Annotated in this window: 16 protein-coding genes; 14 read left to right on the top strand and 2 right to left on the bottom strand. The window is 38.4% G+C overall.

Annotated elements, in window-relative coordinates:
* Positions 1-53: 53 nt before the first annotated feature.
* The 4 genes from IPK35_16785 (at position 54) to IPK35_16770 (ending at position 7,905) form a co-directional block, all read left to right on the top strand.
* Entirely contained in the window at positions 54-944 is an 891-nt protein-coding gene (locus IPK35_16785; GenBank protein MBK8054873.1) for a M50 family metallopeptidase, read from the top strand.
* Between the two features lie 243 nt (positions 945-1,187).
* The gene (locus IPK35_16780; protein ID MBK8054872.1) at positions 1,188-2,729 is read left to right on the top strand and encodes an ATP-binding protein; all 1,542 of its coding nucleotides are present in this window, start codon (positions 1,188-1,190) and stop codon (positions 2,727-2,729) included.
* 521 nt (positions 2,730-3,250) lie between these two features.
* Complete coding sequence (locus tag IPK35_16775; GenBank protein ID MBK8054871.1) at positions 3,251-7,693, top strand: hypothetical protein; 4,443 nt, start codon at positions 3,251-3,253, stop codon at positions 7,691-7,693.
* A gap of 77 nt (positions 7,694-7,770) precedes the next feature.
* Positions 7,771-7,905, top strand: a complete 135-nt coding sequence (locus IPK35_16770) for a four helix bundle protein (protein MBK8054870.1) — start codon at positions 7,771-7,773, stop codon at positions 7,903-7,905.
* Between the two features lie 263 nt (positions 7,906-8,168).
* Here the strand turns inward: IPK35_16770 and IPK35_16765 are convergent, their stop codons facing one another.
* Positions 8,169-8,510, bottom strand: a complete 342-nt coding sequence (locus IPK35_16765; GenBank protein ID MBK8054869.1) for a DUF5615 family PIN-like protein — start codon at positions 8,508-8,510, stop codon at positions 8,169-8,171.
* Positions 8,507-8,740 (bottom strand): DUF433 domain-containing protein, encoded by a 234-nt coding sequence (locus IPK35_16760; GenBank protein ID MBK8054868.1) that lies wholly within the window; start codon positions 8,738-8,740, stop codon positions 8,507-8,509. The genes IPK35_16765 and IPK35_16760 overlap by 4 nt, the downstream gene beginning before the upstream one ends.
* A gap of 1,129 nt (positions 8,741-9,869) precedes the next feature.
* Between IPK35_16760 and IPK35_16755 the strand changes: the two genes are divergently transcribed.
* From IPK35_16755 to IPK35_16710, 10 genes are all read left to right on the top strand, one after another.
* Entirely contained in the window at positions 9,870-10,079 is a 210-nt protein-coding gene (locus IPK35_16755) for a hypothetical protein (protein ID MBK8054867.1), read from the top strand.
* Positions 10,080-10,841: 762 nt separating this feature from the next.
* Positions 10,842-15,491 (top strand): hypothetical protein, encoded by a 4,650-nt coding sequence (locus tag IPK35_16750; protein ID MBK8054866.1) that lies wholly within the window; start codon positions 10,842-10,844, stop codon positions 15,489-15,491.
* Between the two features lie 77 nt (positions 15,492-15,568).
* On the top strand, positions 15,569-15,703 hold the full coding sequence (locus IPK35_16745) for a four helix bundle protein (protein MBK8054865.1): 135 nt from the start codon (positions 15,569-15,571) through the stop codon (positions 15,701-15,703).
* Positions 15,704-15,999: 296 nt separating this feature from the next.
* Complete coding sequence (locus tag IPK35_16740) at positions 16,000-16,251, top strand: hypothetical protein (GenBank protein MBK8054864.1); 252 nt, start codon at positions 16,000-16,002, stop codon at positions 16,249-16,251.
* An 848-nt stretch (positions 16,252-17,099) separates the two neighbouring features.
* Positions 17,100-17,336 (top strand): acyl carrier protein, encoded by a 237-nt coding sequence (locus IPK35_16735; protein MBK8054863.1) that lies wholly within the window; start codon positions 17,100-17,102, stop codon positions 17,334-17,336.
* 124 nt (positions 17,337-17,460) lie between these two features.
* Complete coding sequence (gene fabF, locus IPK35_16730; protein MBK8054862.1) at positions 17,461-18,708, top strand: beta-ketoacyl-ACP synthase II; 1,248 nt, start codon at positions 17,461-17,463, stop codon at positions 18,706-18,708.
* Positions 18,709-18,713: 5 nt separating this feature from the next.
* The gene (rnc, locus tag IPK35_16725) at positions 18,714-19,439 is read left to right on the top strand and encodes a ribonuclease III (GenBank protein MBK8054861.1); all 726 of its coding nucleotides are present in this window, start codon (positions 18,714-18,716) and stop codon (positions 19,437-19,439) included.
* A 127-nt stretch (positions 19,440-19,566) separates the two neighbouring features.
* Positions 19,567-20,799 (top strand): metal-dependent hydrolase, encoded by a 1,233-nt coding sequence (locus tag IPK35_16720; GenBank protein MBK8054860.1) that lies wholly within the window; start codon positions 19,567-19,569, stop codon positions 20,797-20,799.
* A gap of 117 nt (positions 20,800-20,916) precedes the next feature.
* Positions 20,917-21,306 carry a HEPN domain-containing protein gene (locus tag IPK35_16715; GenBank protein ID MBK8054859.1) on the top strand — a complete coding sequence of 130 codons (390 nt, stop codon included), beginning with the start codon at positions 20,917-20,919 and terminating at the stop codon, positions 21,304-21,306.
* Entirely contained in the window at positions 21,285-21,623 is a 339-nt protein-coding gene (locus tag IPK35_16710) for a nucleotidyltransferase domain-containing protein (GenBank protein ID MBK8054858.1), read from the top strand. Before IPK35_16715 ends, IPK35_16710 begins: the two co-directional genes overlap by 22 nt.
* Positions 21,624-21,865: the final 242 nt, after the last annotated feature.

The raw sequence follows: 21,865 nt of genomic DNA, 5'->3' as shown, positions 1-21,865 counted from the left end.
CAGGATATCGAAAAAATAGACTTGTTGAGAAATTAATTTTATTAAGTAAATAAATGAAACATATTATAAAAATATTTAAAGTATTATTTGCTATATCAATTGGTATCGGCATTTTTTTTCTTGGTACAAAGCTGGGAAGCTTAGATGTCCTTAAAGAAAAATTAAGCAGTTTAGACATTCTTAAAGAAAATAATTATTCACTGATTCACTTAATCATTCTGTTATTTATCAGTGCTTTTGTTTCTCTTGCTGTTCATGAATTAGGGCATTTAATAGTGGCTACCTATCATGGATTTAGGTTTGAGATGTTTGTCATTGGTTTTCTTGAGATTAAGCGGATAGATGGGAAAATAAAAGTGGGTTTAAATAAAAATATAGGACTTTTCGGTGGAGCAACTGCGTCGTCACCAGTCGATTCAGATCCTGAAAATGGAGTAAAAATGGCACATATAGCTATAGCCGGACCTGTTGTTTCATTTGGTTTTGGCGTTGCTTGTTTTGTCGCTTCATACATGATGAGTGGATTATGGGGCGCGGGATTTTTTATGGCAGGATTGTTTTCAATTGCTTACTTTTTAGCCACAACCTTGCCGGATAAGACCGGAATGTACTACACAGATAGGAAGAAATATGAAAGACTCACTATACCCGGACCTGCACAAAATGAAGAGATAGCATCTCTCCATCTTTTGGGAAATTTTAATAAAGACCTTTCTTACAAAAATGTGAATATCCAGGACATACAGACATTAATACACTCTGATGAAATGATTACAAAATATTATGGCTACCTGAATCTGATTTGTTACGAATTGGAAATGTATAAAAAAAATGAACATCTGACAGTTAAAAATTATGAAGATCTTTCAAAATCTATGGATAAATCCACAGTCATAGTGTTCGAAAAAATTATTCAGGAATGGAAGAAGAAGTTGCTTATATAGAACCAGAAAACCAATTATGTGGTTATCTAAATATTATTGGCTCATATAAAATAAATTTTAAGTTCACATATTGATACTCCAATATCAAGCATGCCCTTCATTGATACGCTAATTTAAGAATGTCAAAATTTGCCACAAATCATCAAATCACCAAATCCGCACATCAAAACATTTCACATCAACACATCCTCACATTTTCACAATAATTAAATTATAATCTATCTTTGCACAAATTTTTGTCACATGCAACAACGACTTTATCCACTCGGTCAACAAGATTTTCAAGGTATTATAAATGAGGGTAGGGTGTATGTAGACAAGACCATGCATGCCCATAGACTTATCACGACCAATAAATATTATTTTCTGTCTCGTCCACGAAGATTTGGCAAATCTTTATTTGTCAGCATGTTGGAGACTATATTTTTAGGTAAGCAGGAGTTGTTCAAAGGTATGTATATTTATGACAAATGGTCATTTGAGGTATATCCTATTATAAGTTTTTCTTTTAATACTTTAGCTTACGAAAACAATCAATTGAATGAATCAATCAAAAAGAGGTTGCACTACATAGCGGCATATTATGATATCGAGCTTAAGACAGAGAAGACAAAAGAAAAGTTTGAAGAGCTCATCAAAGAGCTCCAAAATAAATACAATAAAAACGTCGTCATCCTTATAGACGAATATGACAAACCATTGATAGACTACCTGGATAAAGATAATCTGCACAAAGCACTGGAGAACAGAGACATCCTGAAGAGTTTTTATAGTGTACTGAAAGATGCAGACCCATATCTCAAGTTGGTGTTTATCACAGGCGTGAGTAAGTTTAGCAAAGTGAGCATTTTTTCAGATTTAAACAATCTGACAGACTTATCTTTGGCCACTGCATACAATGAAATCTGTGGGATAAGCCAAAAGGAATTAGAAGAAAACTTTAATGATGAACTTGAAATGTACGACAGGGAAAAGATCAGATCTTGGTACAACGGATACAAATGGGATGTGGGCGGTGCTACGGTTTATAACCCATTTTCTTTACTTAGTTTTTTTGTAAATCATGGTAAATATCAAAATTTTTGGTACACTACCGGCACACCTACCTTCCTGATGAAGATGTGTCGGGAGCAACATCTGTACAAATTTGAGGAGATAAGCATCAACCAAGACGATCTTGGTAATTTTGATATAGAAAATCTAAAAATCATACCCATCTTGTTTCAAACGGGTTACTTAACCATCAAAAGCGAAAATCCAATTTTAAGAAACTACAAATTGACTTTTCCCAATCAAGAAGTGAGAGAATCATATCTGAGAAACCTTGCTGATCAATACATTGGTTCCAATAGTTATTCATCCAGCAATATTTTGGAATCACTTTTAGAGTCTTTGATTAATCAGGATGCTGAATTGCTAAAGATGAGTATCAATCAGGCCTTTGCCCAGATACCTTATGATCTATGGCAGCGAGAAAACGAACAATATTATCATGCCATCGTACATCTGTTATTTTCTCTGTTGAATGTCTATATCTTTAGCGAAGTACATACCCAACAGGGTAGGGCAGATGCCATAGTGATCTACGAAGATCAAATCTACTGCATGGAGTTCAAACTCGATCAGTCAGCACAAGATGCGATAGACCAAATCAAAAGCAGAGGCTACACAGAAAGGTTTAGAGACACTGGCAAACCAATGCATCACACCGGCATCAACTTCAGTAGTACACAAAGAAAGGTGGATGACATCATCTGGGAGCATGACTCTGGTCTGATAGGATGACTTCAAGGCATCACATCGGGTTTTACAACGGTTTTTGAAATTCACATACTAAGAAATCGGTGAGATGCCTGAAAGCGATCTCACCTTATGCGTAACTACGTACTCAGACATAACATCGCCGTTTAGCATAACATCACTACCACATCAGTTAAAGGTGTTGCCATTTTCAATATCAACAAGATTACACCACTTGCCATTGAATCATGCTAAAGCTTGACAAGTTTTGCAATACCATTAAATGAATCGAATTTGACTTTTGACTGATGCTGAAATCGATTCTTCAAGACATCCTTTGCGAATAAAAACAATTATAAATGTAATCAAAGAAAACATTTATGCATTAGTTTTTAAAAAAAAGTATAAAAAATGTTTTATATTATAATAATATGTAATATCTTTGTGCCAACCTAAGATGTACATAGCGCATTTGTACATAATATAAGAATGTAATAGAACGACAATAAAAGCACACATTTAGGTGGTGTCATTTATTTATTTATTTATTTAAATATTACATTTTTATGAAAGCAAAATCATTTTTAAAATTATTTTTATTCTCTTGTTTGATTGTCTTAGGCATAGGAAATCAAGCGTATAGTCAAGTCACTATCAATTTGGTGTACTCCGAGAAAAACAATCTTACTACCATCCAATCAGGTGATAAATTTTGTATGCAATTGGATTATGCCATATCCAGTACCACAGGAAATGCTACTGGTGTAAAGGCAGAGATCAATCTTCCTGACTGGATAGTAGGAGTTAGAGATTTTGTAGGTACGGGACATGCTCCCGTTAGCAATTTCATTTTTTCGAACACACCAGGTAGTAAAAAACTGACTATTAACTTTATCAGTCCTTTATCTTCGGGTTCTGCGGGAGTTTTGGAGTTCTGTGCTATTGTCAACAACCTTACCACGCCCAATAATACCAATGTATGTACCACTGCAGAAATCACAGATGGTAGCGGAAATACTTCGGGAGTGAAGAACTTTTGTATCAATTCCACAGCTATACCCCGGATCTGTGCAACGAAGACACTGCTCAATGGTGGAGCAATAGGATATCCTACTACCTATAGGGTTGGCGTATTTTATGATGGAATCTACAGTGGAATACCGTTGGGTACACTAAGGGCAGAAAATATTGTTTTGACAGATGTACTCCCTTCTGGAGCTACTTTTATAAGTGCAACTGTTCATGATAGGACCAACGCAATCGTTGGTACAGGAACAGAAAGTGGTGGTGTCGTAACCGCTAATGTCCCCGACTTGATATTACATGGAAATAATGGAACCACCTGGGAGGCAAAAACTTTTGCTGTAAACATTACGGTGCGATATGATAATCCACCATTTAGTGCGGGAAGCATTGTGACGAATACAGCAACCATTGCTTATACCCCCTTTGGAGGTAGCCCATCCACACTCAATAATGGAGACAACATCGGTGGCACGTGTGTGACTGATTTGATTGAGACCACGACTTTGACTGCTCCTTCTATCTCAGCCACAATTGCAAAGACTGGAGGTGGCACAGTATATCCTGGACAAGGGTATAGCTACAATTTTGGATTTGCAAATACTGGCAACGTACCCTTAGAGAATGTCGATATCATAGAGACGATACCAAGCAATGTAATTATAAAGCAAAGTGCACCATATCGTGGCGTCAGATTTGATGATAAAGCACTGTTAGATCATGTAGAGTACCAAACAAATCTTAATGCTGCTTGGACTTCTTACCCTATCACTGGGCTGGAGGTGGTACCACTCTTACCGGCGGGACAATATTTTACCGTAATTAAATTTGTAATGAAATCACCTTTCCCTCCTAATACAACACTGGGTGGATACCAAATATTATACTTTGAGCCCAAAACAGAAGTGACAGCTGATGAAACGGTAACCAATTGTTTGGTTTGGAATAGTACGACGAGTGGTATTCCTGCCGTAGCAGATAGGACCACATGCAATAGCAATATTACTCTTAAACCAAGACCAACCACTTCTGGTTTGGACTATAGTTCAAGACATGATCCAGAGTGTCCTACGCCACGTCCGATTGGATCGAACGTAAGATTTACTGGAACAGCAGCTGCAAATCCAGGTTTTGCGGATGCGATACAACCCACCGCAGCAATGTTGGTGCCATCAGGTTTTCAATATGTGCCCGGTTCAGAAACGTTTACTGTCGGTACTTCAGGACTGCCAACGCCCACCTTATCCATCTTACCCGATTATGTCACGATAAGCGGCCTTGTTTATGATATGTACAAGTGGACGTTTCCTTCGGGTAGTATCTTGGCTTATGGTACTCAATTCACTGTGTCTGTCAATACTGTAGTTACTTCTGAGTTAACACCAGGTACAGCTTATGCCGGGCAGTTTTATGCCACCGCTTCTAATGCTTCAGTTCATGCTCCTGTTGGCAATAGTCCAAGAACATTTGTTGACACACAGGATTGGGATGGAGATGGTAATACAACTGAATCTTTTACAAGTTCCAATACATCGTTTTGTTGTTGTAATTTCACTATAGCCACATCTGCTTCCATGGAATCCATCAAGTGGGTGAGAGGGCAGTTGGATGCAGGTTATTCGCGATATCCGGCTTTTGGACAGACAGTACACGGAGGTTTGGCCGATTATAGGTTGGTGGTTAAAAACACAGGTAATGTACCCATGAAGGATATAGAGATAGTAGATATACTACCCTTTGTAGGAGATATGGGTGTCATAGACCTTAGTGTAAGGAATACAGCCTGGCGTCCCAATTTGGCCAATCCGATCATAGCACCAGCGGGTGTTACGGTTTACTATTCCACTGCACAAAACCCATGTAGAGATGAGATGAAGGCACCGACAGACCCATCACCATTTCCTACAGGATGTACACCTGCTAACTGGACACTGGCACCACTGCCAGATATCACGAGTGTGCAATCACTAAAATTTGACTTTGGCAATATCATCATCAATCCCTTGGATTCCTTCATCCTGAATTGGCCGATGAGAGCACCTGTAGATGCGCCTTCCAATGGGGAGATCGCATGGAATTCATTTGGATTTAGAGCAACGCGAACGGATAATAACCAGTCATTGTTACCAGCTGAACCCATCAAAGTGGGGATACAGGTGACTCCAGCTGTACCAGGGGTTTATGGCGACTATGTATGGATTGATACCAATCAAAACGGTATTCAGGACGAAGTAGGTACAGGTGTTTCTGGAGTAGTTGTCGAATTGTATAGAGACAATGGAGACGGTATTTCTGATCCTTTGACAGATGTATTAGTTGGCTTTACGGTGACGGACCTGAATGGAAGATATTTATTTCCCAATTTGATACCATCTGATTATTACGCAGTGTTTTATCCACCAGCTGGATATGTAGTGACATCTACTGATCAAGGAGGAGACGATGCGTTGGATTCTGATGGGATCATCATGCCTGTCACCAGAATTGATGCTGCTGAGGATGACCGTACCTGGGACTTAGGATTGTATTTATCTCCTGACTGCGATGTTAAGATCAGCTTTGTATCTGTAAGTCCTTGTAGTTGGAATGGTACAAGCTCTGAAGTAGTGGTCAATGCTTATGTGACATGGGCCCATGCACCTGCGGGACAAAATATAAACGTTACACTGAATGGTGTGACACAAGTGATCAATGTGGTAGGCGGAGCACAGCAAATGGCTTTTGTGACCTTTACGATTCCGGCAAACAATACAGTTTTTACTATAAACGCCTGTTTTACTGGTGGAAGTAATTGCTGCGATCAAAGAAGTTTAAAACCAAAATTACCATGTAATCCCAATCAGTGTTATCTTGATATAACAAATGTATATGCTGGATCATGTGATGGTACAAATTTTGTTTTGGACGTAGAAGTTAATTGGTCCGTACCGCCTGCTGGAGAAAATATCATTGTCACTGCCGGCGGTCAGACTCAGACGATCAATGTATCCGGAGGAATTTTACCACCTGTTTGTGCAGTATTTACGTTGCCAGCTAATGGATCAATGAATAATACTGTGACCGCATCATTTCAGACTACTACATCGTGTAGTGATTCAGATATGTATGATGCACCTACGTGCAATGCATGTAATCTGAACGTTACTTGCACACCTATTCCACAGACTACCTGTACACCACTGAACGGATCAGCAAGTGTCAATGTCACGGGCGGTCAAGGTGCCATCACTTATCTTTGGAGTAGCGGTGAGACTACATCATCTATCTCTGGCAAAATACCTGGTACATATACGGTGACAGTAACTGATGATTTTCTTCCAGGGTGTACAGCAACATGTCAGGCAATAGTAGGCAATAATACGGTCAATCCAACGTGTACCATAGCTCCAAATAGCCAACCTACTTGTGCCAATCTCACAGGAGGATCCGTGACAGTCACACCAAGTCCTGCAGGCACCTACAGTTATGCATGGAGCGATAGCGGACCTGCAACTGCAAATCGCACAGGATTGACAGGAGGTACCTATACTGTAACGGTGACCAATACGACGACAGGTTGTGCAGGAGTCTGCAACATTACATTGGATACCCCAATGAACTGTTGTAACATCAATGCGATCGTACCCCAAAATCTAGAATGTCTTGATAATGGTACTCCGGCATTAATCACAGATAATAGAATCAGATTCAGTGCTCAAGTGACAAACACCAATCTATCACTCACAGGATATAACGTTACCATCAATGGTGGTACGACGATCACACCGAATGCAAATGTACCTTATGGAATTACTCAGTTCACACTTGGTGCAGGTACAGCGGGAGGTGGAGCAACATTTACCATCACAGTGACAGATAGTGCCACACCTGGATGTACGAGGACTTTCCAGATAGTAGATCCAGGCAATTGTACTCCGGGAAACCCACCAGTTGAATGTCCGACACCAAAATGTGGTACGGCGACGATACAGATTAATAACAATTAGATAATGTGCTGATGTGCTTATGGGGTAATGAGATAATTGAATGATGTTTAAATTTTTTAATGTTTAATTTATCGTATATGGATAAGGAAAATGCAATATTGGATTTGAGTTTTGAGTTTGCTATGGAGATTATCAAGTTTACTGAAAATCTTGAGTCTATAAAGAAATATAACTTGTCAAATCAATTGTTTCGCTCTGGGACATCTGGCTAATGTGCTAATGCGATAATTAGTTAATGTGCTAATTAACTGATTGTGCTAGTTAGTTAATTAAACCATTTTCACATTACCGCATTGTCAAATTAGCGAATTAGCACATTGACACATCGCCACATCAGCACATTGCCACATCAGCACATTAAACAAAGAATAACGCTTTCATAAAGAGGGACCTTCACAAAAGAGTGAGGGTTCTTTTTTTTTGTGCATACCCGACCGATCGGACAAAACAGAATGTATGCTTATTTTGTCAATCATTAATCTATTCCTTCAATTCTATCATGAAAAACATTAACTAGTTTGTAATCTATACTAAGCTTACAAATTTCATCCCATCGACTTACAATCAATAGATAAAATTGTTTCATTTTTACGTTTCCAAATTTAATATGAATAACTCGTGGTGGCGGAATGTTTAATATTATTCTTTCAGAAAAATCACTATCTTTTGTTACAATAGTCAAAGAATTTTTCTTTGCATATTCCCAAATTCTATCATCTTCCCATTCGTCATTGATGTCAATAACATGAATGTATTCCTCACTATTCCAAATAGAAAAGTAATAAGGTAAATTTGCATCAATGAAAAATTTCTTCATACATTAGCTTTAATCACATACCGTCGATTCATAAGATCAATTGCAAATTTTAAACATGCATCTAAATCTTGTAATTCTAGAGTTGGGAATTGGCGTAATATTTCCTCTTTTGATTCACCAGCTTGCAAAAACTCTAATATCGTTTGCACTGTGATGCGTTTACCTCTAATAGTAGGTTTACCATTACAAATTTTATCATTGATCGTGATTCTATCTAATATGTTTTCCATATTTAAGTTTTAGGTGTTCAATTTAATTTTTGAATTTCTGGCTACTTATACCATTGAATTAAAAGATATTTTTTTAACACAAAATTAAACGCCTGTTATAGTCAAATAGTTTCTTCAAGTCTTCAAAATCGTAACAATTTGTCACATCATCAATTTGACACACTTCGGCAAGTTCAGTTCATCGCATTTGTACATTGGAACATCAGCACATTATCACATTAGCAAATTGTCACATTATCACATCGCCACATCAGCACATTGCCACATCAGCACATCGCCACATTATCACATCGCCACATCAGCACATTAAACAAAGAATAACGCTTTCATAAAGAGGGGCCTTCACAAAAGAGTGAGGGTTCTTTTTTTTTGACTGAGGAGCACGAAGTGACCCTTAAGCAAAAAAAAAAAACTGCTTAATATATCACAGAATTGCTTAATTGCAGAATGATGACACAGTCAGTTTTCGAAACATTAAAACTGCCAATTTATTGAATTGTGCTTAAATCAAATCGCTTTTTTAGAATGATGTAAGCAATGGGACGCTGGAAAGTCGACCGACTGCAAGGGAAATGACTCCCCGTTTGTCAAAGTCTTATTTGACTTTGACGGAAAGTATCCTACGGTCTCTGACCGGTAACACACATACCTCGATCGTCGCAGTTTGTAACTGCGATGCAATATTTTAAGCATTTTTAATGCGCAAACTACAATTTCTAAAAAAATGGTATTGCCCCCCTGCTAGCGCAAGTTTCTGCCCGAAATTGGGCAGATAAATGTAACTTGTGCTTTAACCCAAAATGTCCATTAGAAATTTATTACGAAAAAATTACACTTCATATTTGTTTTAGTACTCAGTTTTGCGTCCTCAATGTAGCTAAGGCTACATCTGCGGGTCAAAAATACCGTGCTTCACAACTATTTTGTGTCGTTTTCTCTCACTCAAAGTCTAATGGACAATTTGGGTTTAATGACTAATACCCACTGAATGCAATTTTTCACTATACATCCAAATAAATTTGGAAGCCCATTAAAAACCGATCGGTGGAGAAATACTAACTTTTGGGTATGTTTTTTTAAAAAAAATGGTAATTTTGTAAATATTTTTAAATAGAAAATTTTTATCACCATGGAAACGATAATCATAGAAACAGAAGGCAAAACCTTAGAAGTCATCAAAGCATTTTTGAAAGAAATGAATATTAGTTTTAAAACAAAAACTAAAAAGGAAAAACCCTACGATCCGGAGTTTGTGAAAATGGTATTGGAAGCGAGTAAATCAAATCAACGAAGAGTATTGGATGAAGAGTATAAGAAAGAATTGTTTGGTCAATTATGAGTTATACTGTAACCTCGATCGTCGCAGTTTGTAACTGCGATGCAATATTTTAAGCATTTTTAATGCGCAAACTACAATTTCTAAAAAAATGGTATTGCCCTCCTGCTAGCGCAAGTTTCTGCCCGAAATTGGGTATGACTTGTCTACCCCATAGCGGGTAGATAAATGTTCACGAGACCGATATATATTATCCCCAAAGTCTTACATGTTTATTCTTTGCCAAAAGAATAAACATGTAAGACTTTTGGCAACGGTAATATTTGACTTTGTCGAAGTCTGTCTTACGGTCTATGAGCCTATCTGCTTTACCAGAGTTAGACACTGCGCCGATCAGTGGTGTTATTTTCTAAGCATCACACTCAGATTTTTTACACTTCCACATCAGTTAAATGTGTTGCCATTTTCAATATCAACAAGATTACACCACTTGCCATTGAATCATGCTAAAGCTTGACAAGTTTTGCAATACCATTAAATGAATCGAATTTGACTTTTGACTGATGCTGAAATCGATTCTTCAAGACATCTTTTGCGAATAAAAACAATTATAAATTTATAAATGTAATCAAAGAAAACATTTATGCATTAGTTTTTAAAAAAAAGTATAAAAAATGTTTTATATTATAATAATATGTAATATCTTTGTGCCAACCTAAAGATGTACTTGTATCTTTATACATGTAGTGAGAATGTAATAGAACAATAATTTAAACACCAAATTAAGTGGTGTCAATTATTTATTTATCTAAATATTACATTTTTATGAAAGCAAAATCATTTCTAACATTATTTTTATTCTTATGTTTGATTGTTTTAGGCATAGGAAATCAAGCGTATAGTCAGGTGACTATAAATTTGGTATATTCTGAAAAGAACAACTTAACAACCATTCAATCAGGGGCTAAATACTGTATGCAGGTGGACTATGCCATATCCAGTACTACAGGAAGTGCCACAGGTGTGAAGGCAGTCATAAATCTACCGGATTGGATACATTCAGTGTCCGATTTTGTAGGTACGGTACATGCTCCTGTTGGTAATTTTGTATTTTCCAATACCCCAGGCAGTAAAAAATTGACCATTAATTTTGTCAGTCCTTTGTCATCCGGTTCTACAGGAGTTTTGGAGTTTTGCGCAAGAGTTAATAACTTGACCACTCCTAATAACACCAATGTATGTTCTACGGCTGAAATTACTGATGGCAGCGGAAACACTTCTGGTGTGAAAAACTTTTGTATTAATTCTACTGCGGTACCGCGGATCTGTGCAGAAAAAACCTTACTGAACGGCGGTGCAATTGGGTATAATACAACCTATAGAATACGGATCTTTTATGAAGGTATTTACGGTACTATTCCATTTGGTACTTTGGAAGCAGAAAATATAGTCTTAACAGATGTCTTGCCGGCTGGTGCTACTTTTGTCAGCGCTGTCGTCTTTAATGGCGCCACGCAAGTCGGTACAGGGACAGAAAGTGGAGGAACAGTAACCGCCAATGTGCCTGATTTATCTTTCTATAACTTTGGGTTTAACTGGCAGGCTAATACCTATCATGTGGATATCACGGTTAAGTTCGATAATCCACCTTTCTCGGCTGGCAACTCAGTAACGAACACGGCTACCGTAGCCTATACGCCGTTTGGTGGTACTCCGTCTACGCTGAGCAATGGAGATAATGTGGGGGGTACCTGTGTAACCGACCTGATTGAGACTACCACTCTTACGAGTCCTACTATATCCGCAACTTTGGCTAGATCCGGTGGTGGAAATGTATTCCCGGGTCAGTCGTTTGGTTATGACTTTGGTTTTAATAATACAGGAAATGTTCCATTGGAGAACCTCGAAATCATCGAGACGATTCCTGGTAATGTGTATATCGATCAAACTGCACCATATAGAGGTGTTCGATTTGATAATCAAGGAATGTTGGACCATGTGGAATATCAGACCAATTTAAATGCAAGCTGGACCTCCTATCCAATAACTGGAGGACAAGTAGTACCTTTCTTACCTTCAGGAGAATACTTCACCAAAATAAAATTTGTGATGAAAACCCCATGGCCTGCGAATACCAGTTTAGGCCTGTACCATCTGATGTATTTTGTGCCCAGAAATGATGTAATGGCTGATGAAACCGTATCCAATTGTTTGGTATGGGAAAGTACTACCCCTGGTATCCCGGCCTTAGCTGCTAGAACTACGTGCAATAACAATTATATATTAAAGCCACGACCTACTACAGGAGCACTGGATATTGTTGCATCAACCACACCTTGTAACGACGTTTTAAAACCTGTAGGGACACCCATTGTATTCAAAGGTGAAGTAACTGCAAATGCTGGTTATGCTGATGTTACCAATCCTGTGGCAGGATATTTTGTTCCTTCAGGGTTCATATATACACCGGGTTCACAAACGTTTAATCCTTTGACTTCTGGGCTGCCCACACCTACTTTTGAGATTCTGCCTAATTACCAAACCATTTCAGGGAAATCCTATGATTTATATCGGTGGAAATTTCCTACTGGAAGTGTATTGCCGTTTGGTAAGAAGTTTGAAGTGAGTATTGCCACAACGGTAGGGCCTGCTTTACTGCCAAATACGGGGTATGTTGGCATATTTACTGCTTTTGGCTCTAATGTTTCCCTAGTGTCCTCGCCAAATAATTTTGGTTTCACAGATACCAATGACTGGAATCAAAACGGAAATACTACAGAATCGGTCACAACTTACGGTTCAAATTATTCTTGTTATAGCATTATTATTCCGGCTTCAGCATCCATGGAGTCTATCAAGTGGGTGAGAGGTCAGTTGGACGCTGGGTATTCTCGTTATCCAGCTTTTGGACAGACTGTACATGGAGGTATGGCTGATTATAGATTGGTGGTAAAAAATACGGGTAACGTGCCAATGAAGGACATTGAGATAGTAGACATCCTTCCATTTGTAGGGGATATGGGGGTTATTGACCCAAGCCCGAGGAATACCGCATGGCGTCCTAATCTTGCCAATCCAATCATAGCTCCGGCAGGAGTAACCGTATATTACTCTACAGCCCAAAATCCATGCAGAGACGAGATGAAGGCACCTGCGGATCCATCACCATTTCCTACAGGCTGTACCCCAGCCAACTGGACCTTGGCTCCACTGCCAGATATCACCAGTGTGCAATCACTAAAATTTGATTTTGGAAATATTATCATCAATCCGTTGGATTCATTCATCCTAAACTGGCCCATGAGAGCACCAGTAGATGCACCTTCCAATGGAGAGATCGCATGGAATTCATTTGGCTTCAGAGCGACACGAACAGACAACAATCAGTCACTATTACCAGCAGAACCGATCAAGGTAGGTATTCAGGTAACACCAGCTATTCCTGGTATATATGGAGATTATGTATGGATAGACACCAATAAAAATGGAATACAAGATGAAATTGGGACAGGTGTATCAGGTGTAGTGGTGGAACTATACAGAGATAACGGTGATGGAATTTCCAACCCTTTGACTGATGTTTTAGTAGGCTTCACAGTGACAGATCTGAATGGAAGATATTTATTCCCTAATCTGATACCATCAGATTATTATGCTGTATTTTATCCACCTGCCGGCTATGTAGTTACTTCGACTGATCAAGGAGGAGATGATACTAAAGATTCTGACGGAATCATTATGCCAGTTACTAGAATTGATGCTGCAGAAGATGATAGGACCTGGGACTTGGGTTTATATCTGTCTCCGGATTGCGATGTTAACATAAGTTATGTATCTGTAAGTCCATGTCACTGGAATGGTACCAGCTCTGAAGTGGTGGTCAATGCGTATGTCACGTGGGCAAATGCACCTGCAGGACAAAATATAAATGTAACTCTGAATGGTGTGACACAAGTGATCGATGTGGTAGGAGGAGCACAGCAAATGGCTTTTGTGACCTTTACGATTCCGGCAAACAATACAGTTTTTACTATAAACGCCTGTTTTACTGGTGGAAGTAATTGCTGCGATCAAAGAAGTTTAAAACCAAAATTACCATGTAATCCCAATCAGTGTTATCTTGATATAACAAATGTATATGCTGGATCATGTGATGGTACAAATTTTGTTTTGGACGTAGAAGTTAATTGGTCCGTACCGCCTGCTGGAGAAAATATCATTGTCACTGCCGGCGGTCAGACTCAGACGATCAATGTATCCGGAGGAATTTTACCACCTGTTTGTGCAGTATTTACGTTGCCAGCTAATGGATCAATGAATAATACTGTGACCGCATCATTTCAGACTACAACATCATGTAATGATTCAGGTATGTACAATGCCCCAACGTGCAATGTGTGTAACCTAACCGTTACTTGTGCGCCTTTACCACAGACTACGTGTACTCCAGTAAATGGATCAGCCAGTGTCAATGTCATGGGAGGTCAAGGAACAATCACATATCTGTGGAGTAGTGGTGAGACTATATCATCGATCTCTGGTAAAGCGGCTGGTACTTATACGGTAACAGTGACTGATGACTTCCTGCCTAATTGCAGCAAGACATGTCAAGCGGTGATAACCAGTACAACTACAAATCCAAGTGTGACCTGTGGTAAAACAGATAATTCAAATTGTGCTACACCTAATGGTACAGCAACAGCGACGGCGACAGGAGTGACTTATCTTTGGAGCAATAACGCTACGACGGCTAGTATCACAGGCTTATCGGCAAATACATATACTGTGACGGTAACAAATACGACCACAGGCTGTACGGCAACATGTTCAGCAGTGGTAGTAAATGCTACAGTAAATCCTACTTGCAATATCACAGCCAATACCCACCCGAGCTGCCCTAACCTGACAGGTGGTGACATCACTGTCGTACCAAGCCCAGCGGGTACATATACCTACGCATGGAGCGACAATGGAGCTGCGACAGCAAACCGTACAGGGCTGACCGGAGGTACCTATACAGTAACAGTGACCAATACGACAACCAACTGTACTGGAGTTTGCAATGTGACATTAGATACGCCGACTAATTGTTGTAATATCCAAGCCATCGTACCCCAAAATTTAGAATGTCTGGACAATGGAACACCAGCATTGATCACAGACAACAGAATCAGATTTAATGCACAAATAACAAATAGCAATACTTCGTTAACTGGATATAATGTGACCATCAATGGCGGCACGACCATCACACCAAACACCAATGTACCATATGGAGTAACACAGTTCATACTTGGTACAGGTACAGCAGGTGGAGGATCGACATTTACTGTGACAGTGACAGATAGTGCCACACCTGGATGTACGAGGACTTTCCAGATAGGAGATCCAGGCAATTGTACTCCGGGAAACCCACCAGTTGAATGTCCGACACCAAAATGTGGTACGGCGACGATACAGATTAATAACAATTAGATAATGTGCTGATGTGCTAATGAGTTAATGTGCTGATTGAATGATGTTTAAATTTTTTAATGTTTAATTTTTCGTATATGGATAAGGAAAATGCAATATTGGATTTGAGTTTTGAGTTTGCTATGGAGATTATCAAGTTTACTGAAAATCTTGAGTCTATAAAGAAATATAACTTGTCAAATCAATTGTTTCGCTCTGGGACATCTGGCTAATGTGCTAATGCGATAATTAGTTAATGTGCTAATTAACTGATTGTGCTAGTTAGTTAATTACTCCATTTTCACATTACCGCATTGTCAAATTAGCGAATTAGCACATTGACACATTGCCACATTGACACATTGCCACATTAACACATTGCCACATTAACACATTGCCACATCAGCACATTAAACAAAGAATAACGCTTTCATAAAGAGGGGCCTTCACAAAAGAGTGAGGGTTCTTTTTTTTTGACTGAGGAGCACGAAGTGACCCTTAAGCAAAAAAAAAATACATAACTGCTTCATTGAAGCATTGTGACGCAGTAGGATTGCGAAACTTTAAAACTGCCAATTATTGCACGGTTGGTATTCCTAAAATTAGGAAGTTGATCAACAAATTGGCCAACTCTGTTCCTTTTCAATCCAATGTAAGTAAACTAGCCGGAAGCATAGAAATTACCAGAAAGCGGAAGTACATACAGCTTCATAGAAAGCCTGAAAAAGTACTTTTACACAATCCAAACCTAGTGCTCTGTCCAGATAAAGAACTTAATTAAATGTGGTTCTTTTTCCGAATATCTTCGTTAAAAATACTCGCGGTCCGTAGAACATTTATATTATGCATTCTTAGCTGTGGTACGGAGCCCACAGTTCAGAGCTAAAATCGTTTGCGACGATTTCTTTACGCTCTTCTTCTTGATCTTCAAAAAAATCACTCCCATTTTAATTTTACCACGTTGGAGTTCGAATTCTAGAAATAAGGCTATGTTTTCTATACATTCATTAACTCCTACGAGGTTAACTTATTATCTGGACTGCGCACTAATGGCATGCCTTTAGCCAAATAATTTAAATTCAGGCTGCATCCGCGAGACATTTTTTGTAAATTCTATATCTCCATTACATTTAGTCAATACCTCCGGCAGATGTGATTTTATTTTAGATTCTACTTACATATTGGAAGTTGGTGGTGCTTTAAAAACTGATAAACTGATCTCGGGACTTCCTGGAAGTTTTAGCAGATGACGATATTGAGATTGGAAGCAGGAATATAATCCCCTTATGATTATTTGTGTTTTTAAAGTGACCAATTGAAGCGGAAGTGACTCTGTTGGGGAACAACCTTCCAGGAATAAAATAGGTGTTCTCTGATCACTTTTACACAAAGTTAATGGATTAATTACTAACTCACTTAGAATTGCTTATTGTTGCCCATATTTTTACCAATTAATTATGGACATGTATGAAAACATGGTCTAATTATTTTAGAAATAATATAAAACACAGATTTACAACATATTAAAACATATTATAATAAATTATTATATCAAAATAAACATAAATTATTTGTATATGTATGCATTAATAACTTACTTTGCGGCATAATCAGAAAACATTATTTAAAATGTCACAAATCGCAGAAAAAGTAAAAAAAATTATCATTGACAAGTTAGGTGTTGATGAGTCTGAAGTAACTAACGAAGCAAGCTTCACAAACGATCTTGGAGCAGATTCATTGGATACAGTAGAACTTATAATGGAGTTTGAAAAAGAATTTGATGTATCAATACCTGATGATCAAGCTGAAAAAATCCAGACTGTTGGTCAGGCTATAGAGTTTTTGGAAGCCGCTAAATCTTAAGGATTATTTCACAAAAAACAGGAAGTCCACAAAAGCATAAGTTTTTGTGGATTTTTTTTTATACATTAAAGGTTCTTAAATCCAATAAAATTACAGATTTTTGCGATCAACTTCAATATGACATATGAGACGTGTAGTAATCACAGGAGTCGGGGCGCTTACGCCCATCGGTAATACATACAAAGCGTTTGCCGAAAATCTTAAGAAAGGTATCAGTGGAGCGGGACTTATTACCAGATTTGATGCATCTCTGTTCAAAGTAAGATTTGCTTGTGAATTAAAAGACTTTGACGTTGAGCAGTTTATTCAAAGAAAAGAAGCCCGAAGACTCGATCCTTTTGCTCAGTACGCCTTGGTGACTGCAGATGAAGCGATGCTTTCTTCCGGTCTAGATGTCAAAAATATCGATCTGGATCGTGCTGGGGTAATTTGGGGGACAGGTATAGGTGGATTTGAGACTATAGAGCATGATCTCACGGAAGCAGCACACTGGACGGGAGAACCAAGATATAGCCCCTTTCTTATCCCAAAACTTATAGGGGATATTGCTCCCGGGCATATATCCATAAAATATGGATTCAGAGGCATCAATTACGGTACCGTTTCGGCCTGTGCATCATCAACTCATGCTCTCATCTCTTCGTTTGACTATATCCGGATTGGTCGGGCGGACATCATGATCACCGGTGGTTCGGAAGCAGCTATCACCAGAGCAAGCGTGGGAGGATTTTCGGCTATGAAGGCGATGTCAGAAAGAAATGACAGCCCGGAAACAGCAAGTCGGCCATTTGACAAAGAAAGAGATGGATTTGTATTGGGAGAGGGTGGTGGAGCTTTTATATTTGAAGAGTATGAACATGCAAAAAAGCGTGGTGCTACTATATATGCTGAAGTGATGGGTGGAGGCATGACAGCAGATGCTTACCATATGACGGCCCCTCACCCTGAAGGCATTGGGGCTCGCAATGTAATGAGGCACGCAATAAGAGACGCAGGTATCAACCCATCTGATGTAGATTATGTCAATGTGCATGGTACATCTACACCATTGGGGGATATAGCAGAAACAAAAGCAATACTAGGGGTCTTTGGTGATGCATCATATGATCTGAATATCAGCAGTACCAAGTCAATGACAGGGCACTTATTGGGCGGTGCAGGAGCTGTTGAAGCTTTGGCTTGTGTCATAGCTATCAATGAGGGCTTTATACCTCCTACCATCAACCACTTTACAGATGATCCTGAGTTTGACCCTAAACTGAATTTTACATTCAATGTGGCACAGGAGAGAAAAATAGATATCGCTCTGAGCAATACATTCGGGTTTGGCGGACACAATGCTTCTTTGATTATCAAAAGATTTAAGGATTAAAGATTTTGGACGTAATACGCAGAATTTATAATCTTTACCTTTCGGAAGATAAAGAGCTTACCGAAAAACTTAAACCGATTTTGGGCTTTACTCCTGCCAGAATTAGTTTGTTTAAGACAGCTTTTTATCATAAGTCTATGACCAATGAAACCCCCGGAAAACCTACCAATGAAAGATTGGAATATCTGGGTGACGCTATTCTCTCCACTATAGTTGCAGAATACCTTTTCAAAAAATACCCCAACAAAGACGAAGGTTTTTTGACTAAAATGAGATCAAAAATCGTAAAACGTCAGACACTCAATGAGATTGCCGACAGGATGGGTCTTGATGTCATACTTTCGGAATACAGTATGGGTAAAATGAGCAGCGCTATGCTGGGCAATGCCTTTGAAGCATTGATAGGAGCTATCTATATTGAGTTTGGTTACGAAAAAACCAAAAACTATGTCATAAGAAATATCCTGATGAAATACATTGATATCATAGAGCTCGAAACAAAGGACGATAATCATAAATCAATCCTACTCGAATGGTGTCAAAAAAATGGGAAGGAGATCAATTTTACAACCATTGCAAAATTTAAATTGGATAAAAGGGATTGCTTCAAAGTGGCAGTAGTGATAGATGGTCAGGAAATTTCCACTGCAGAAGATTTTAATAAAAAATCAGCTGAACAAACTGCCGCCAGCAAAGCCATTGAATTATTAAAAATACCTGTCACTGCCTGATCATCGAAGATTTGGTGCTTTTAAAAAAAGGTAGGTGACAAGACATGGAAAATTTATAAAAGTCGGAAATCTTGATAAAATTTGAACATCCCAAACTCTATAGACATTCAAATTCGTAATGTAAAAAATGGATTCACTCACACAAATTGTCCTCGGAGCAGCAGTGGCTGAAGCCAGTCTTGGCAAAAAGATAGGTAACAGGGCTATGGTTTGGGGTGCTATAGCCGGCACATTGCCGGATATGGATGTCATTGCCAATGGAATCATGTCACCTGTTGATGCGTTGGCATTTCATCGCGGTCCAACACATTCGGCATTATATTTATTCATAACTTCATTTATTTTAGGATGGGTAGTGTTCAGGATGTATCAATTGCCTTTTCAAAGATGGTTTGGCATTGTAGGGTGGGGTATTTTGACATCAGCAATTGGTTTGATTATTGTTTTATTAGGGACATTTTCACTCGGGAAATTGGTCACTGGCCTGGCTGTCATTCTTTTATCAGCATGGATTATTTATAAACGATATTCAAGACCTTCCTACTCACGACCAACGGCAGACCTGAAAGATTGGATTATCATGTTTCTTTGGGTGCTGATTACACATCCTATATTGGATTGTTTTACGACATATGGCACACAAATATTACTTCCATTTTCCAATCAGAGAGTTGCTTTCAACAACATAGCAGTGGCAGACCCATTGTACACCGTACCATTTTTGATTTGTTTGATCATCGTAATATATTATCCTAAGCATGACCGCCAAAGAGCGGTTTGGAATCGCAGAGGGCTTATCATCAGTTGTTTATACATGGCTCTTACCATTTTTAATAAAACTAGAATCAATACAATTTTTGAAAACTCAATAAGTCGTGCAGGTATTGAAGCAAACAGATATACTACATCACCTACCATACTCAATAATATTTTGTGGAGTGGAGTTGCTGAAACAGACTCTGCGTATTATTATGGTTCTTATTCGTTTTTTGACGAAGAAAAATTTTTTAAACTCAATAAATTACCTAAAAGCAGACCGGAAAATCCTGATGCATTTCAAAGCGACCATACTTTAAAAATCCTTAGATGGTTCAGTGATGATTATTTTAACATCGTAGAAAATAAAAGTGACTCCATTCAATATTATGACCTGCGATTTGGCACTTTCAGGATGAAAACTTCTGACCCGGATCAGTTTGTATTCAAATTTAATCTCACAAAAAATGATCAGGGTGAATATATCCTTAAAGATCAGGGTGAAAGGCCCCGGGATGCTAACTTTAGAGAAGCTTTTAGTGCTTTATGGGACAGGATACTGGGAAATAGTTTTGCTGGAAAATCCGAGACCGATAAAAATTAATCACATCAAAAGGTAGTAGGTTTAGTACAGAATGTCAGATCAGGGTAATCATCATGATTTTTATACTCATATTATGTTTTTGATATCTTCTATGAAAAAATGTCATATATTTGTAAAATGAATAAGCAGGATCATATAAGTTTTTGGTTAAGATCAGGAAACGAAAATTGGGATGCTGCCACTTTGCTGATGCAAGGTGGAAAGAATGTCGAAGCTCTGTTTATGTTTTGTCTGGCAGTTGAAAAATATATAAAAGCTAATTGGGTCAATGACAACATAGATAACATACCTCCAAGAATTCATGACTTACAATCCATCTATTCCCAAACGGATTTAGATTTTGAACCTGATTTGGTCGATTTTTTGGATACCATCAACAGATGGAATATAGAAGGCAGGTACCCTGATTTCAAGTTTAGTTTATATAAATTAGCTACAGTAGAATATACAAAAAAGCAGTTCCAAAAGTTAAATACCTTAAAGTCATGCTTACTAGAAGGGCTTTAGAAAAATTACTTGAAGATTTACTTCATGATCTGTTTAAAACAGGGCTTGACCCTGAAAAAGTCATACTTTTCGGGTCATATTCAAAAGGTGGCGTGCATACCTATAGCGACATTGACTTGGCTATCTGGAGTCATAAATTCGTTGGAGAAGGTTTAATCGATTTGGAATTGATCAGACCCTTGATGCGAAAATATAGAAATTTAGATATCAAAATGTATCCTGCCGGCGCCAATGCTGAAAATTTCGATCCATTTATAAGAGTCATCGAGGACACAGGAAGAAAACTCAATCTTCCTGAAAAATCTATATTTTGTTAATTTTGTCCAATAAAAGAATTCCGAGCATTTCTATTGTGTGTATAACACATTGCACAAAAACTAAAATTCCCTCGCTACCCTCATTCCCAAGCATAGCTTGGCAGGCTCTGAAGGGACGACCCACGCCAATGCTTTCAATATTAGCACTGCTCTCCCCTTGAGGGGTTGGGCCTGCCTGCCGACTGTTGTCAGGCAGGGGTAAGTAGAGGCAAATGCTATCAAGCAATTTTTTTCAACAAAAG

It is taken from the genome of Saprospiraceae bacterium (assembly GCA_016713025.1).
GTDB lineage: Bacteria > Bacteroidota > Bacteroidia > Chitinophagales > Saprospiraceae > OLB9.
Note: the sequence above shows the minus strand (reverse complement) of the source record. Positions and strands in the feature narration are given on the sequence as shown.